We start from the raw sequence: 16,181 nt of genomic DNA, 5'->3' as shown, positions 1-16,181 counted from the left end.
GGTCGGCGACGACGGGCTTGCTCAGCCCGGATTCCGCGCGGCCCCCGAGGGCGCCACGCCCGACGGGGCCGGTCCGACCAGTTCGGACAGGACGTCCTCCATGGTCACGAAGCCGAGGACCGTGCCCGTCCCGCCGGTGACGGCGGCGAGGTGGCTGCCGTCCGCGCGCAGGGCGGTGAGGGTGTCGTCCAGCGGGGTGTCGATGCGGACGCGGGTGACCGGGTGGAGGGTGCCGGGCGGGAACGGCTGGTTCCGTTCGGCGAGGCCCAGGGTGTCCTTGATGTGCAGGTACCCCAGGAGACCGCCGTTCGGCCCCGTGACCGGGAAGCGGGAGTAGCCCGCGTCGGCGGCGGTGCGCTCCAGTTCGGCCGGGGTGACGGTGTGGTCGACGGTGCGCATCCGCTGGGCGGGGACGAGGATCTCGCCGACCGGGCGGGTGCCCAGTTCCAGGGCGTCGCGCAGCCGCTCGCCGTCGGCGGGTGAGAGGAGCCCGGCCTCACTGGAGTCGAGGACCATACGGGCGAGCTGGTCGTCGGTGAAGGCCGACTCCACCTCGTCCTTCGGCTCCACGCGCAGCACCTTCAGCAGGGCGTTGGCGAAGGCGTTGATCCCGAAGATCACGGGCCGGAGGGCCCGGGTGAGGGCGACCAGGGGCGGGCCGAGGAGCAGCGCGGTGGGGACCGGCGCGGCCAGGGCGATGTTCTTCGGGACCATCTCGCCGATCAGCATGTGCAGATAGGTGGCCAGGGTGAGCGCGACCACGAACGCGATGGGGTGCACCAGGCCGTGCGGAATGCGGGCTGCCTCGAACGCGGGTTCCATCAGGTGCGCGATGGCGGGTTCGGCGACCGCGCCCAGCGCCAGGGAGGACGCGGTGATGCCGAGCTGGGCCGTGGCCATCAGCGCGGAGATGTGCCGCAGCCCCCACAGGGTCATCCGGGCACGCCTGTCGCCCTGCTCGGCCCGCGGTTCGATCTGGCTGCGGCGCACCGAGATCAGCGCGAACTCGCCGCCGACGAAGAAGGCGTTGGTGAGCAGGGTCAGGGCCCCGATGGTGAGCTGCAGCGCGGTCATCGGGCGGCCTCCCGCCGTGCCTCGGCCGGCCGGTGTGCCGGTGCGGTGATGCGGACGCGGTCGGCGCGGTGGTGGTCGACGTCGAGGACATCGAGCCGCCAGCCGTCGTCCAGGTCCAGCGCGTCCCCCTTGGCGGGGATGCGGGCGAGTCGGGTGGCGACCAGACCGGCCACGGTCTCGTACGGACCCTCGGGCGCGGCCAGCCCTATCTCGCCCAGCTGGTCGACGCGGACCGAGCCGTCCGCCTCCCACACCGCGCGACCGTCCCGGGTCGCCCGGGCGGGGAGCAGATCGGGGACTTCGACGGGGTCGTGCTCGTCGCGGACCTCGCCGACGACCTCCTCGACGATGTCCTCGACCGTCGCGACCCCGGCCGTGCCGCCGTACTCGTCGATGACGACGGCCATGGTGCGGGTCTCGCGCAGCCGCACCAGCAGCCGTTCGGCGGTGAGACTGTCGGGCACGAGCAGGGGGTCCGTGGTCAGCTCGGTGACCGGTGTGACGGCGCGCCGGCCCGGTTCCAGGGCGAGCACGTCGCGGATGTGGACGGTGCCGATGACCTCGTCCAGGGTGTCGCGGTAAACGGGGAAGCGGGACAGGCCGGTGGCGTGGCAGAGGTTGGCGGCGTCGGCGGCGGTCGCGTGGGCCTCCAGCGCCTTGACGTCGACCCTCGGCGTCATCACGTTCTCCGCGGTCAGTTCGCCCAGGTGCAGGGTGCGGACGAACAGCTCGGCGGAGTCCGCCTCCAGGGCTCCCTCCGCGGCCGAGTGACGGGCGAGCGCGGCCAGTTCCTCGGAGGTCCGCGCGGAGGCCAGCTCCTCGGCCGGTTCCAGGCCGCAGCGGCGTACGAAGCGGTTCGCGGTGCCGTTCAGGTGGTGGATGAACGGGCCGAAGGCGGCGGTGAAGCCGCGCTGGGGGCCCGCGACGACCTTGGCCACGGCCAGCGGCCGGGAGATCGCCCAGTTCTTCGGCACCAGCTCGCCCACCACCATCAGCACGACGGTGGAGAGGGCCACGCCCAGCACGGTCGCCGCCGACGAGGCGGCGCCGCCCAGCCCGATGGCCCGCAGCGGGCCTTCGAGGAGCGCCGCGAGGGACGGCTCGGCAAGCATGCCGATCACCAGCGAGGTGACGGTGATGCCGAGTTGGGCGCCGGACAGCTGGAACGTCAGCCGGCGTACGGCCTTCAGGGCGCCCTCCGCGCCGCGCTCGCCCGCCTCGACGGCGCGTTCCAGCTCGGCGCGTTCGACGGTGGTCAGGGAGAACTCGGCCGCGACGAAGAGCGCGCAGGCCAGGGTGAGGAGGAGGGCCAGCAGGAGCAGCAGGATCTCGGTCACCGCGCCACCCCCGCTCCCTCGTGCGGGCGGGACGCGCTGCGGCCGGTACTGGGAGGCTCACCCATCGGGGGTCTTCGGCTCCTTCGTCGTTCGGTGGATCGGGAAGTCATGGGTCGGGAGGACTTCGGAAGCTTCGTTCCCATGGCAAAGGGACGGCAAAACACGCTGTTCATGTCGTCACGGTCACACCTACGGCTGTTTTCGGACTTTCCTGTTCCGGATGCCGCGGCGCGGCTTCCGCGGACCCTTCCGACCCTATGCTTCTACTCACTTGTAGAACAACCGGCGGTTCCCGGTTGCTTCGCACGCATGCCTTGAACGCACGAAAGAAGGATTGAACGCCGCGATGGTGTTCAAACGGCTGCTCGGCTCGCTCGGTCTGGGCGGGCCCACGGTGGACACGGTTCTCGACGCGGGCCCGGCTCGGCCGGGCGGCAGCCTGTCGGGACAGGTCCATCTCAAGGGCGGCGACGCCGACTTCGAGATCGAGCACATCACCCTTGAGCTGGTGGCTCGGGTCGAGGCCGAGCACGAGGGAGGCGAGAGTGAGGAGGCGGTCGTCTTCGACCGGTTCGTCGTCGGCGGCGGGTTCCGGCTCTCCGCGGGCGAGGAGCGCACCGTGCCGTTCAGCGCGACGCTGCCGTGGGAGACCCCGATCAGCGAGTTGTACGGCCAGCCGCTCGGCATCGTCCTCGGGGTGCGCACCGAACTCGGGGTGGCCGGCGCGAGGGACAAGGGCGACCTCGACCAGCTCACGGTGGCGCCCCTGCCCGTCCAGGAGGCGATCCTGGAGGCGCTCGGCCGGCTCGGCTTCGGCTTCAAGTCCGCCGATCTGGAGCACGGCCGCATCTCGGGCACGGGCCAGCAACTGCCCTTCTACCAGGAGATCGAGATCACCCCGGCGCCCGCTTACGCGTCGCGGGTCAACGAGATCGAGCTGACCTTCCTGGCGACGCCGGGCGGCATGGAGGTCGTCCTGGAGGCCGACAGGCGCGGCGGACTCCTCGCCGAGGGCCGCGACGCCCTCACCCGCTTCACCGTCGCCCACGACGGTGTCGACCACCAGGACTGGGCCGCTCTCGTCGACGGCTGGATCCGGCAGTTGCTGGAGAACGGGCCGGCGTACGGCTCGCCCGCCGGATACGCGCCCGAGGGTCACTTCGGCGACGACCAGCGCCACGACGAGGGTCACCGCTCGGGTCCCGGTGTGGGCACCGCCGCGGCCGCGGGCGCGGCAGGGCTGGCGGTGGGTGTCGTCGGCGGCATGGTCGCGGCCGAAGTGGTCGACGAGGTGGGGGACTTCTTCGAGGGCGACGAGGAGGACGAGGAGGGCTGACGGCGCCCGGGTACCGGACGGCGGCGCTCCCTCGGAGGCCGGTCAGGAGGCCGCCCGGTGCCCGCCCGGCTGCCGCGGGGGACTCACAGCGGGGTGGCGGCGTGGAGGATGAGGGCCATGGTCACCGCGGAGTTGGCGGACGAAAGGGCGGACACGGCTGTGCCTGCGGCCGCGCCCCATGCGGCCAGGCCCACACTCGTGAACACCGGCGGCCAGCTCCGCGGCACGGGCGCCGGCCCGAGCAGCGCCGCCACCCTGCGCGGCACCGGTCCCGGCGCGGCCAGGCCCGCGAGCGTCCCGGCCGGGGTGCCGCGCGAGACCAGAGCCGCCCTGCCGATGGCGCGGGCCACCGCCCGGCGACTGCCGACCGACCGCGCGGCCTCCTCGTCCGCCCACCGTTCCACCGTGTACGACACGGCCGTGCGCAGTGGCCGCAGGAACGGGTTGGCGCGCGCGGCCAGTTGCACGGCCAGCAGGAACCGGTGGTGCCGGGCGGCCAGATGGGCTCGCTCGTGAGCGAACAGCGCGCGCCGCTCGGCCGGTTCGAGACGGACCAGCATTCCGGTGGTCACCACCACCCGGTTCCGCCTCCCGGGAAGCGCGTACGCGTACGGCGCCTCGTCCGGCAGGACGGCGACCTCGGTTCCCGGCAGTCCGGCCAGGGCCCGGTGCGCGCCGCGGCGGGTCCGGCCGTGCCGCCATCCCGTCCGGGCACAGGCCAGCAGGACCGCGAGCAGCGCCGGGATGGCGAGTTTGCCGGCGACCTCGTCGTACGGGACGGCCTCGCGGACCTCCGGGTCCGACCAGCCGTCGGGCAGTGGGTTGCCCGGCAACTGGGCGGTGCCGACGACCATCACCAGCCCGAGCGACACGGTGCTGCACACCGCCATCACGGCGGCCACTGCGGTCAGCAGCCGGGTGGCGGCCCGCGGATGCAACCGCTGTTCGGCGAGGCGTGCGATCGGCCAGGCCGTGAACGGCAGGACGAGGGGAAGGAAGACGAACACCCCCATGAGGTCTCAGTCTTCCCCTTCGTCCTTCGCCTGCCCGAGGAGTTCTCTCAGCAGTCGCTCGTCGTCCGGCTCAAGGGAGGTGACGAAGCTGGCCAGGACGGCCTCACGATCGCTCTGTCCGTCGAGCACCTTGCGCATCTTGTGCGCGGCGAGGCCCGCCTGGTCAGAGGCCGGGGTCCACACGAAGGACCGGCCGGAGCGCTCCCGGGTCACCGCGCCCTTGGCCAGCAGGCGGGTGAGGATCGTGATCACCGTCGTATAGGCGAGGTCACCGCCCAGGCGCTCCTGGACCCACCCCGCGCTCGCCGGGCCCTCCGCCTCGCGCAGCGCCGACAGGACGAGCGCCTCCAGCTCCCCCTGGCCCCGCCGCGGGCCGCGCTGCCGCCGGTCCGTCACTTCTGGCCTCCTGTACGTCACCGCTGCGTTCACGAACGGTCCATCGTATAGACGCCCGGCTTCGCGCCGTCGGCCCAACCGCAGGAGGAACGCCCGCCCATGCCATCTGCATGGCTGGAACGATTCAATAGCGGTGCGGGGACGAGCCCACCCGGACGGCTGACTCGGCATGAGCCCCGGCCCCGCGTCCGGCCAGGCGTCCAGGAGGGCACAGCCGGGGCTCCTCGTGTCAGTCGACGCGTATCTCGGCGAGCTGCAGCCGGAAACTGCCGGCCTCGTCCGAGGCGGCCCTGCCGAGCCTGGTGACTCTCAGTCGCAGATGGCGGCCGTTGGCGGAGGTGAGGGTGTAGGTCTGGGCGGCTCCGTTCGGGTTGGGCTCGCCGGTGACGGTGCGGGCGGTGGTGTAGGTGGTGCCGCCGTCGGTGCGGGTCTGGAAGGTGAAGTCGACCGGGAATCCCGGTGTGCCCCCGCCCGAGGCGCCGGTGTCCGTGCGCGGGTGGAGGGTGACGGACCCGATCGCCCGGTCGGCGCCGAGGTCGACCTCGATCCACACCGGTGTGCCGCTCACATCGGCGGAGGGGAAGTCGATGCTGGTGAAGCCCTTGGCGCCGGACGCGCTGGTGAGCGTGCCGTCCAGCACACGCGTCTTGCCCCAGTCACCGTTCTCCAGGGTGCAGTTGCTCGTGACGGTGGTCGCGGCGGTGGGGACGGTGAGTTCGGCGAGCTGGAGGCGGTACTTGGTGGTCTCGTCGGAGGCGGGAGCGCCGAGCCTGGTGGCCTGGAGGCGGACGTAGCGGGCGGTGGTGGTCCTGAAGCCGTACGTCTGCACCCGCCCGCCGGGGTTCGCCTGCCCGGTGACGGTGCGGACGGTGGTGTAGGTGCTGGATCCGTCGAGCCGGGTCCGGATCGTGAAGTCGACGGGGAAGCCCGCCGTGCCCCCGCCCGCCGCCGCGGTGTCCGTGCGGGGAAAGAGGCGTACGGCGTCGAGGTCGGTGTCGGCCCCGAGGTCGACCTCCACCCACACCGGGTTGGCGCTCACGTCGGCGGAGGCGAAGTCGTTGCTGGTGTACCCCTTGGCCCCGTTCACGCTGGTGAGCGTGGAGTCGGTGAGCCGGCTACGGCCCCAGTTGCCGTTCTCCAGACTGTTGTTGCTGGTCACCGGCCTGCCCAGGGCGAGGTTGTCCAGGCGGCCCACACCGGTCGCCGTGAACGTCCAGGTGCCGGGCTGGACGACGAAGTACACATACGCGGAGTCCTTGCCGTCGTAGGCCAGTCCGCCGACGCTCCCGGTGGAGGAGCCACCGGTGAAGACGGTGGTGTCGTTCGCCTGGATGACCGGGGAGGAGCCTCCGTAGGTCGGGACGCCCACGCGTGCGGTCGTCCCGCCCGGGGAGGTGAGCGTCAGCGTCGCCTTCGTCCCGTCGCGGGTGATGCCGAAGCGGATGTCGCCCTCGACGGTGGATGTCACGGTGTTGATCCTGCTCAGGGTGCCGGTCTGCGGGATGACCTCGTACGTCACCCAGCCGGGCCCGGTGGGGCGGACACCGGCGGCGTAGGCGGACAGGGCGTACAGCGGGCCGCCGTTCCAGGCGTGGTTGTCGGTGCCTTCCGACTTGACCCACACCTCCCACAGCGTGTGGCAGGCCGGGTCGGCGACCTGTGCGGCGAAGCGGTTGCGCATCCGTTCCTCGGCGACCGTGGCCGCGCCCATCAGGTACAGCGCCTCCAGGACGTAGAACTCCATGTAGGGGCTGGCGTTGAGGTGGGTGCGCAGCACCTCGGTGATCGCCCGGTGCCGGGAGGCGGGGGCGAGGCCGGCGACGACGGCGAGACCGTTGGCGCGGTCGTCGGTGTCCCGGGTGTAGCCCGGCGAGCGGTACTCGCCCCGCGAGGAGTTCCACAGGACGCGGTCGAAGTTGGCCTTGATGCTGTCCCGCCTGGACTTCCACCCGGCCACGTCACCGGAGTTGCCGCTGAGTTCGGCGAGCTTGGCGGCGGTGTCCAGGGCCAGGTAGTACCAGCAGTTGTCCAGGACTCGGGCATCGATGTTCGAGCCCCAGTCCTCCCAGTCCCAGTCCCCCGCCCGGTGGTTGACCAGCCCGTCGCCGTCGAGGCTCCACAGGTCCAGGTACTTCTTGACGGCCGGGTAGGCGACGGTGACGGCGTCGGCGTTGCCGGTGTAGAGGTAGTAGGTCCAGAACGACCACACCGAGGCGAGCATCTGGGTGGGCAGTTCGGCGGTCCAGATGGTCGAGGGGACCGGCGAGTAGAGCGCGCCGCTTGGCTTCTGCCAGGCCGCGAGCTGGGCGATGGCCTTCTTGCCGAGCGCGTGGGACCTGGGGTCGAAGGTGTAGAAGCCCTCCTTGAGCTGGTTGACCACATCCCCCCACCACTGGGCCCGCTCACGGGTGGGGCAGTCCATGTAGTTGTCCCGCATGTTGACGTACATCGTGCGCGCCGCCTTGGTCCACAGGGTGTCCAGGAAGGCGTCGCTGCTGCTGAACGACCCCGCGAAATCCGTGTCGTAGCCGGACTCGCGGTACTTCAGCTCCAGGATCGTCACGCCCACCGGGATCGTGTACCGGACTGCGGTACCGCTCATCCACGCCAGCGGCTCGAACTCCTGGACACCGCCGGCGCAGACGTAGGTGGCGCGCATGTTGTACTGCGTCCCGGGCTCGATGCCCACCAGGCCCGCGCCGTCGTCGTAGTGGTCGGTCTGGATGCCGATCACCGCACCGGCGGGCGCGTCCACCTTCAGGAAGGGGGTCACCTGGAGGTTGGACGGCAGGGTGCCCCAGACGGCGGTGGAGCCCTGGCCGGTGCTCGGGAGGGACGCGGCGTTCGTGTACGACTTCAGACCGGAGTAGCGGAACTGCGGGATCGGCCGCTCGACGAGGGCGTTCCAGGGCACGGAGCCCGCGGCGCCGAAGTCGGTCGGCGCCGTCCAGGCGCTGTCGTCGAAACCGGGTGAGCGCCAGCCGGACATCACGGCGGCGGCGCGGGCGTCGTAGTACACGTTCGACTCGGGCAGCCGGAAGTTGACCTGGGTCCCACCGGTGTTGTTCGAGTAGCCCGGGTGGACGGTGTGCTTCCAGGCGGTGTCGCTGACCAGGCGGGTCGTGGTCGAGCCGACCTCGATGTCCGACTGGAAGAGCAGTCCGCCCCTGCCGCTGCTGTGGTGCGAGAAGCCCTGCTTGCCGAAGTACCACACCAGCAGCGCGACCGTGTTGGCGCCGCTCTTCAGGTACGGGGCCAGGTCGATCTCGTCGTAGTAGGTGTCCGTACGGTTCGGGCCGCGCTTGAGGCCGCCCTCGAACACCACCAGCGTGCCGTTGACCCACAGCCAGTACTTCGAGTCCGCCGCGATCTGCGTCACCGCCTTGGACGGCGCGGCGTTCAGCGTGAACGATCTGCGGAAGGCCACCCACTGGTTCACGGAACCGGAGGGTGCCCAGATCCACTTCGCGCTCCAGGAGACCGCGGCGGACGCCGTGGACGCGGGGCCGGGCATGATCACCGATCCGAGGGTGGGGGCGAGGGCCACGGCGATGGCCGAGCCCAGGAGCGAGCGGCGGGACAAGTGCTGCATCGAGGGAGCCTTTCCCAGGAGTGCTGGAAAGCGGAGGGACGGAGGCGGCCGGACGAGTGGAGCGAGGAGCGGGACCGGCCGCCCCTTGGCGGGACACCGGGCCCCTTCCGTTCGCCGGACCGAACGACCCGAACGTTTCTGAATCGTTTCAAGCAAGTGGGTGCAGGCGCGATCCTGGGGCCTCGGAAACACCGGTGTCAATGGTTCGGTCGCCAAGAGTTCCGGACGGCGTTCGCGGCCACGACCGCCAGTCCGGGCCCGTCGCCCGCCCCGAGAGTCGCGCTCCCGCCTCCGGGCTCTCTCCACCGGCAGACCTCGAGAGCATCCGGTCGTTCGGGCCCGCCCGGGGCCGGCAGATGCGGCCTATCGGACCGCCGCCGCCACCAGCCTGCGGATCTCCTGGTGCGACACGGTTCCGCCCCCCACCAGGCGGTCGAAAACCAATCCGTCCACACAGGTCAGCAGCATGACGGTACGGTCCTCGGCGTCTGCGACGCCTTGCGCGGCCAGGAAGGCCCGCGCGGCTTGCCGTGCTGCGTTCTGGCGCGGCACGAGGATCTCCCGCAGCTCGGGGTGGTGCACACTCTCGATGGCGCATGCGTAGCGCGCGAGCGAGCGTCGCCGTCCCTCCCCCGTGAGGCGTTGCTCGATGAAGTGGGCGATCCCGGCCACCATTTCCTCGGCAGTTTGCGGCACCGTCGCATGTTCCCCGATCGCCTGGAGTTCTGCCTGATCAAGGGCGATCAGGCGCCGAACCAGTGCGGTGAGCAGTGCCTGGCGGGTGCGGTAGTAGGCAGAGGTGGTGCCGGGTGGCAGGTCCGCCGCCCGGTCCACCGCACGGTGGGTCAGTCCCCGGATTCCGGCCTCGGCGAGTACGCCGATGGCCGCATCGGCAAGGACGGTACGTCGATCTGTGGGCACCCCTCTTTTCTACACCTGTAGATGAGCGAGGTACTCTCCTTCTACATCTGTAGAAGGATGCAGGGCGGACGAGGGAGGGCCGGTATGGGCGGCAGCGCCGTGGTGGTGGGCGGAGGCATCGGCGGGCTGGCCGCCGCGATCGGTCTGCGTCTGATCGGCTGGGAGGTGACGGTTGTCGAACGCGCCTCCGTCCTCGCTGACGGGGGTGCGGGCATCTCCCTGCACGCCAACGGCATCCGTGCCCTGGACGTCCTCGGCGTCGGCGGCGCGGTGCGCGCGGCTGCGCGGCCGCAGTACACCGGAGGCACCCGTGTCCCTGGTGGCGGATGGCTGGCACGGATGGACGGGACCGCTCTTGAGCGTGAGCTGGGCACACCGATCGTCGGTATTCCCCGGGCCGTGCTGCACCACCTGCTGCGCGCGGCGCTGTCGTCCGAGTGCCTGGTGGTCGGGGCCGAGGTGACGTCCGTCGCCTGCTCCGACCCCGACCGGGTCCTGCTATCGATCGGGGACGCCGCCCTCGAGGCGGATCTGGTCGTGGCCGCCGACGGGGTGGGCAGCCGGCTGCGCGCCCAGCTCTTCCCTCAGCACCCCGGCCCGGCCTACAGCGGGTCGACCGTGTTACGCGCCATCACCGAGCGCCCGGTCGAATTGGCCACCGACTTCGAGCTGACCTGGGGCAAGGGCGCCGAGTTCGGCCACATCGCGTTCACCGACGGCCGGGCCGAGTGGCACGCGGTGCTCAACTCGCCGCCCGGGGCGCGGCACACGGACGCCCTCGCCGCGATGCGCCGCCGCTTCAGCCACTGGCACGATCCGATCCCCGAGCTGCTGGACGCGACCCGGTCCGCCGCCGTCCTGCACCACGACATCCACGAGCTGGCGACCCCCTTGCCCTCTTTCACCGCAGGCCGGGTCGTGCTACTCGGTGACGCGGCCCACGCCATGACCCCGAACCTGGGCCAGGGCGCCTGCCAGGCACTGGAGGACGCGGTCGTGCTGGCCGCCGCACTCGCCACCGAGGCCACCGTCGAATCGGCGCTGGCACGTTATGACACCGAGCGCCGCCCGCGCAGCCAGTCCGTCGCACGCGCCGCCCGCCAGGCCGGCCGTATGGGCCAACAACTGACGCACCCCCTGGCCGTCGCCGTGCGCAACACCGCTCTCCGGCTGGCGCCCTCCCGCGCGACCGTCCACACCATCCTGCGGCATGCCGACTGGACACCGCCGGGCCTGGGCTGATGCCACCGGACCGCCCCACGGCCCCCGTCTGCCCCGCGACGACGCCATGCACGCTCCCCCGTTCTCGGCTCCGCTCGAACGGGGGGCCCCACCACCGCCCCGGGCGATGAGGGGCCACCTCTGGGCGGTCGTCCACCGGGGTCTCCTCGTCGGCGGGCAGGTCCAGGCCGACGGCGGCCTCGTGGTGGTCGGCTTCGGCGCCGGGCCGCAGGGGCGACGACGGTGGTGCGCAGGCCGGTCTCGCAGGTCGCACCGCAGTTCCTGCACCGCCTCGAAGTCCGACAGCCAATCGAGGGCCTGCCAGGTGACCGCGGCGGCCAAACCCTGCGGCGGCACGCTCGGCCGCTCGTTCGCCGACGGACACATGTCCGCGAACATCTCCGCCAGGAACGCAACCACACTGCCCGCCGGGTCAGTTCCGGCAGGTCTCCCACACATCCGGCCCGACAGCTCCCCGCCCCACTCACCCACCGCCACGCAACGAGTCTGGCCCTGCCGCTCACGCGGCAAGGTCAGAACCCAAGGTCTTCACGGGCGTTCTGGCGGAGGGTGCGCAGCGTTTCGATGACCTCGTCGGCACGGGTGTCCGGGTTCACGAAGGCCAGGCGCAGCACCGTCGAGCCGTTCCAGCGGGTCGGCACGCACAGCATGGCGCCCGATTCGGCGGTGCGGGCGGACCAGGACGCGTAGTCGTGCGGGCCCCAGCCGGGGCGTTCGAAGAGGAGCACCGACAGCTCGGGCTCGACGATCAGGCGGAGCCGGTCGTCGGCGCGGATGGCGTCGGCCACCAGCCGACTGGTGGTCAGGGTCTGTTCCACGGCTCGCGCGTACCGCTCGGTCCCGTGGACGGCCAGGCTGAACCAGAACGGCAGACCGCGGGCCCGGCGGCTGAGATGGAGGGCCAGATCCGCCGGATTGTGGACGTCGCGGTCGATGGCGTCGAGATAGCTCGCCGACTGGCTGTGCGCGGCGCGTGCCGGCGCGGGATCCCGGTAGAGCAGCGCGCAGCAGTCGTAGGGGGCGAAGAGCCACTTGTGCGGATCGACGATGAAGCTGTCGGCGCGCTCGATGCCGGAGTAGCGGTGCCGCACACTGGGCGCCGCCAGGCCCGCTCCGCCGTAGGCCCCGTCGACGTGCAGCCAGACCTGGTGGCGTGCGCACGCGTCGGCGATGTCGTCGAGGTCGTCGATCAGACCGGCGTTGGTGGTCCCGGCCGTCGCCACGACGGCGAACACGCCCGGCGTGGAGGTCAGCACCGCGTCCACGGCGTCCCCGGTGAGGTGTCCCCGCCGGTCTACGGGCGCGGTGACCACGGTGACGTCCATGGCCTGTGCCGCGGACCTGATCGAGGAGTGGGCGCTGTCGGCGCACACGACCTTCCAGCCGTCCGCGGGCCGGGGCCGGGAGGCGGCAGCGGCGGCGCGGGCCGTGATGAGCGCCGAGAGATTGCCCATGGTGCCGCCGCTGACGAAGCATCCCGCCGCGGTGCTCGGCCAGCCGAGCAACCCGACGAGCCAGGCCAGCGCCTCGTTCTCGGCGTGGATGGCGCCGGCTCCCGACTCCCAGGTGCCCGCGAAGATGTTCGCCGCGCCGGTCACGGCGTCGAAGGCGAGCGCGGCGCGGGTGGGGGCGGCGGGGATGTACGCGAGGTTCGTCGGCGCGTTCTGGGCGCGGGTGGCGGGCGCCAGGACCCGGTCGAACAGTTTGAGGGCCGCGGCGGCACCGATCCCCCACGGGGTGACGGCGGTACCGGCCGTGAGGGCCAGGTCGGCGGCGGGGCGGGGGCCCGACACCGGGTCCGGGGTCCCCGTGATGCGCCGCCGCGCGTAGTCGATGGCGGCATCCACGATCTCGTCCTCGTCGCCCCACACACGGTGGTCGGCACGGGACACCTTCTTCGCTGACATGCTGTCGCATTGCGCTTTTTGCATGGCGTGAACCTAGGAACGCCCATCGGAATGCGCAACATGCGGTGGAGAAGATGAGCAGAATGCTTAATCCACGCCGCCCGATCCCTGTCATACTGAGCACCATGCGAAACGTCGACGACATCGACGCCCGGATCCTCCTGGCGCTCGACGCGGATCCACGGGCCACGACGGTCGCCCTCGCGGACCGACTGGGGCTCGCCCGCAACACCGTGCAGGCGCGTCTGAAGCGGCTCGAGGAAAGCGGTCGTCTGAGGGAGCACAGCCGGCGCCTGGCACCGGAGGCTCTCGGATATCCGCTGCTGGCGCTCATCACGCTGTCGATCAGCCAGCGTGTGGGGCACCCCACCCAGGAGGCGATCCTGCGGATCCCCGAGGTGGTCGAGCTGCTCGTCACCACCGGCGACGGCGACCTGCTCGCCCGCGTCGTCGCCCGCGACACCACGGACCTCCACCGGATCACGAACCTGCTGCTGGAAGCACCCGGGGTGGTCCGCTCCAACACCACCATCGTCCTGCAGGAGGTGCAGCCGTTCAGTGTCCGGTCGCTGCTGGATCGGCACGCCGGCCACTGACGCGGCGCGGCAGCGACGACGCGGAGGGCAGCCTCCGCGCGAGGGTCTCGGTGTCGGGGACGACCGCGGCTGGTGGCGGCCGCGCCCCTGCCCGTCGCCGTCGACGTCGCCCAACGGGACCGTCTGCGGCGGTCGGCGGTGGGAGCGGTCTCCTGACCGCTCCCACCGGGTGTGTCCGTCAGCCGTCGAGCGGCTCGTAGTCGAACCAGTCGAAGTGCGCGGACTGCGCCGAGGCGAACATGCCGAGGACCCGGCCGGTGAAGCCGCCGGCGACCTCCGTGGACAGGTAACGGCCGTCCAGCGAGGCGAGTTCGGCGAAAGTGCCGTCGGGTTCCTCGAAACCGAGCGTGACGACGTCGGGGCCGAGGCGCGGATCGTGCAGGGCCCGCGCGGGCGCCGTCTCGGCGCGGAGGACGACGGGCCCCGCGGGCGCCGGGCGGGAGGCCACGACCGTGCTCAGCGGACCGATACGGGCCCGGACCCGCACCTGACCGGAGGAGACCTCGACGCTGTAGTGGTGCCGCTCGTCAAGGCGGACGGCGAGGCCGCCGTGTCCGTCCGCGGTGTCGATGGAGGTGCGCACCCGGCACGCCGCGTGCTGCTGCCGTCGTCCCACGAAGGTCACGTCGGGCTCGTCGAGTGATCCGCCGCGGGCCCGGAGGGTCAGCCATCCGGGGCGTTCCTTCGTGGTGCAGTCCTCGGCGGGGCGGTGCCGCAGGGAGATCCACTGCGGGGCGAGTTCGTTCGCGTCGAAGTCCTCCCGGATCTCGGGCACGGCGGCGGGAGGCCGAAGCGGCCAGGGCGGTGCGGACATGGTGAGGGAGATCTCGCCGACGACGGGCCAGTCGTCGACCCAGTCGACCGGCGCCAGATACGTCTCGCGGCCGAGGACGTGCCAGCCGGGGGTGCCGCCGCCGGGGCGTACACCGAGCAGGACCATCCACCAGGAACCGTCGGGGCCTTGGACGAGGTCGGCGTGACCGGTGTTCTGGACGGGGTGGTCGGTGCCCCGGTGGGTGAGGATCGGGTTGGCCGGGCACGGCTCGAACGGGCCGTCGGGTGTACGGCCGCGGGCGATGGAGACGCCGTGGCAGCGTTCGGTGCCGCCCTCGGCGATGAGCAGGTACCAGTGGTCGCCGATGCGGTAGAGGTGCGGCGCCTCAGGGGCCTTGGCCCCGGGAGTGCCGGACCACAGTGGGCGCGAGGGGCCGAAGGTCTCCCCGGTGCGAGGGTCGAGGCGGATCTGGCCGACGCCGGCGGTGGTGGTGCACCAGCAGGTACCGTCGTCGTCCCAGGCGAGGTCGGGGTCGATGCCGTGCACACCGGGCAGCCGGACGGGCTCGGACCAGGGGCCGGCCGGGTCGGTGGCCGTGAACAGCAGATTGCCGTCGCCGCTGACGTTCGTGACGATCAGCCAGAAACGGCCGTCGTGGTGCCGCAGGGTGGGTGCGTAGATCCCGCCCGAGGCGGGGGTCTCCTTGGGGAGGCGCAACTGGCTCGGCCGGTCGAGGGCGTTGCCGATCTGGGTCCAGTGCACCAGGTCCCGGCTGTGGAGGATGGGGACGCCCGGGAAGTACTCGAAGCTGGAGCAGGCGAGGTAGTAGTCGTCGCCCGCACGGCAGATGGACGGGTCGGGGAAGAAGCCGGGGATCACCGGGTTGCTGAAGGTGTTGCCGGTATCAGGCAGGTGGGACACCCTGGTCGAGGCTCCTTTCACCGACGGCCGGTGCCGCGCGCGTAACCGTACCCGGCGACGGCGTCGAAAGTTTTCGCTAACCCCTTTGGATACTTTCCAGAGGAGGCTAGCCAGGGGTACTCAGCGGGGTCAATGGCCCCCAAACTCCCGCACGGGGACAGGGGATCGGTCGCGCCAGGCCCTGAGGACGCCAGGGCCTGGGGGCGGCCATGCCCCTGGGGACCCAGGGGCCGCACGGGGACCCCGGCCCGCCGTATGCCCGTTCACTCCGGCATCTCTTCCTGTCACACCCGTGGCCCCACCCTCCTCTTCATGTCAGTTCTGCGCCGCTCATCGCGAAAGTTTCCCTGTCAAATCCGTTTCTGTGTCGGCCTCGGACCGGCTCCACCTGTCGCACGCCCCCACAACCGGAAGGTGCACGTGACCGTTCGTCGCGGACCCCGCGGACCCCGGTGACCAGGGCGCTCTTCCAGAAGGTCAAGTCACAGGATGACGGCGTCGTGGTCCGTGCCTGCAGTGGCGCGACACCGAGCTGTTCGGGCCGACTTCCAGGGCCTGCGGCACGGCTCCCGCAACCTCCTCAGGGGCAGGGGCAGGGACTACACCGTCTCCGGCGACCGGCTCACCCTGACGGCCACCGCCCTCACCGAGCTGGCCGGCAACCGGGAGTAGGGGGTCAACGCGACGCTGGAGGCGAGGTTCTCGCGTGGTGTGCCCTGGCGGATCGACGTGATCAGCTACGACAGGCCGGTGCTGTCGAGCGTCTCGGGGAGCGCCGGCGGCCTGGGCATCCCGACCCGGTTCCGCGGGGACATGCTGGCGACCGAGGCGCGGTACGAGGACGGCGGCAACGCGGGACCGGCCGACTGGACGTCGTACCAGCAGTGGGACACGGCCTTCTCGGCGTACACCGACGACTCCGTCGTACTGACCGCCGAGTTCTGCACCTCGCTGAAGGACAACTCGCGCGTCACGCTCACCTTCCACTTCTGGAGCGGCGCGAAGCTCACGTACCACGTCGCCAGGTCGGGCAGCACCGTGACCGGCTCACCCGCCTGACCTCGTGCGGTC

General features: G+C 71.7%; 13 protein-coding genes. 5 read left to right on the top strand and 8 right to left on the bottom strand.

What is annotated here, in order from left to right; all coding sequences use genetic code 11:
• Positions 1–21 precede the first annotated feature (21 nt).
• Both AC067N_RS32770 and AC067N_RS32765 read right to left on the bottom strand, forming a co-directional pair.
• Positions 22–1,074 (bottom strand): hemolysin family protein, encoded by a 1,053-nt coding sequence (locus AC067N_RS32770; RefSeq protein WP_478682547.1) that lies wholly within the window; start codon positions 1,072–1,074, stop codon positions 22–24.
• Positions 1,071–2,411 (bottom strand): hemolysin family protein, encoded by a 1,341-nt coding sequence (locus AC067N_RS32765; RefSeq protein WP_478682546.1) that lies wholly within the window; start codon positions 2,409–2,411, stop codon positions 1,071–1,073. The genes AC067N_RS32770 and AC067N_RS32765 overlap by 4 nt, the downstream gene beginning before the upstream one ends.
• A gap of 346 nt (positions 2,412–2,757) precedes the next feature.
• On the opposite strand from AC067N_RS32765, the gene AC067N_RS32760 reads away from it, so the two are divergent.
• Positions 2,758–3,747 carry a sporulation protein gene (locus AC067N_RS32760; protein ID WP_478682545.1) on the top strand — a complete coding sequence of 330 codons (990 nt, stop codon included), beginning with the start codon at positions 2,758–2,760 and terminating at the stop codon, positions 3,745–3,747.
• Positions 3,748–3,830: 83 nt separating this feature from the next.
• On the opposite strand, the gene AC067N_RS32755 is transcribed toward AC067N_RS32760, so the two are convergent.
• The 4 genes from AC067N_RS32755 to AC067N_RS32740 all read right to left on the bottom strand — a co-directional run bounded on the left by AC067N_RS32755 (position 3,831) and on the right by AC067N_RS32740 (position 9,669).
• Positions 3,831–4,760, bottom strand: a complete 930-nt coding sequence (locus tag AC067N_RS32755; protein ID WP_478682544.1) for a M56 family metallopeptidase — start codon at positions 4,758–4,760, stop codon at positions 3,831–3,833.
• Positions 4,761–4,766: 6 nt separating this feature from the next.
• The gene (locus AC067N_RS32750) at positions 4,767–5,156 is read right to left on the bottom strand and encodes a BlaI/MecI/CopY family transcriptional regulator (RefSeq protein WP_478682543.1); all 390 of its coding nucleotides are present in this window, start codon (positions 5,154–5,156) and stop codon (positions 4,767–4,769) included.
• A 229-nt stretch (positions 5,157–5,385) separates the two neighbouring features.
• On the bottom strand, positions 5,386–8,748 hold the full coding sequence (locus AC067N_RS32745; protein ID WP_478682542.1) for an alpha-L-rhamnosidase-related protein: 3,363 nt from the start codon (positions 8,746–8,748) through the stop codon (positions 5,386–5,388).
• 363 nt (positions 8,749–9,111) lie between these two features.
• Positions 9,112–9,669 carry a TetR/AcrR family transcriptional regulator gene (locus AC067N_RS32740; RefSeq protein WP_478682541.1) on the bottom strand — a complete coding sequence of 186 codons (558 nt, stop codon included), beginning with the start codon at positions 9,667–9,669 and terminating at the stop codon, positions 9,112–9,114.
• 84 nt (positions 9,670–9,753) lie between these two features.
• Between AC067N_RS32740 and AC067N_RS32735 the strand changes: the two genes are divergently transcribed.
• On the top strand, positions 9,754–10,911 hold the full coding sequence (locus AC067N_RS32735) for an FAD-dependent monooxygenase (protein WP_478682540.1): 1,158 nt from the start codon (positions 9,754–9,756) through the stop codon (positions 10,909–10,911).
• A gap of 512 nt (positions 10,912–11,423) precedes the next feature.
• Here AC067N_RS32735 and AC067N_RS32730 read toward each other — a convergent pair.
• Entirely contained in the window at positions 11,424–12,818 is a 1,395-nt protein-coding gene (locus tag AC067N_RS32730; protein WP_478682539.1) for a pyridoxal phosphate-dependent decarboxylase family protein, read from the bottom strand.
• Between the two features lie 125 nt (positions 12,819–12,943).
• On the opposite strand from AC067N_RS32730, the gene AC067N_RS32725 reads away from it, so the two are divergent.
• The gene (locus AC067N_RS32725) at positions 12,944–13,414 is read left to right on the top strand and encodes an Lrp/AsnC family transcriptional regulator (RefSeq protein ID WP_478682538.1); all 471 of its coding nucleotides are present in this window, start codon (positions 12,944–12,946) and stop codon (positions 13,412–13,414) included.
• A gap of 178 nt (positions 13,415–13,592) precedes the next feature.
• Here the strand turns inward: AC067N_RS32725 and AC067N_RS32720 are convergent, their stop codons facing one another.
• Positions 13,593–15,110 (bottom strand): glycoside hydrolase family 43 protein, encoded by a 1,518-nt coding sequence (locus tag AC067N_RS32720; protein ID WP_478682537.1) that lies wholly within the window; start codon positions 15,108–15,110, stop codon positions 13,593–13,595.
• A gap of 516 nt (positions 15,111–15,626) precedes the next feature.
• On the opposite strand from AC067N_RS32720, the gene AC067N_RS32715 reads away from it, so the two are divergent.
• The gene (locus AC067N_RS32715; RefSeq protein WP_478682536.1) at positions 15,627–15,782 is read left to right on the top strand and encodes a hypothetical protein; all 156 of its coding nucleotides are present in this window, start codon (positions 15,627–15,629) and stop codon (positions 15,780–15,782) included.
• Positions 15,783–15,821: 39 nt separating this feature from the next.
• Positions 15,822–16,169 carry a hypothetical protein gene (locus AC067N_RS32710; RefSeq protein ID WP_478682535.1) on the top strand — a complete coding sequence of 116 codons (348 nt, stop codon included), beginning with the start codon at positions 15,822–15,824 and terminating at the stop codon, positions 16,167–16,169.
• Positions 16,170–16,181 lie beyond the last annotated feature (12 nt).

The organism is Streptomyces sp. NPDC042364 (assembly GCF_056437585.1).
This window is presented reverse-complemented; position numbering and strand designations above follow the sequence as displayed.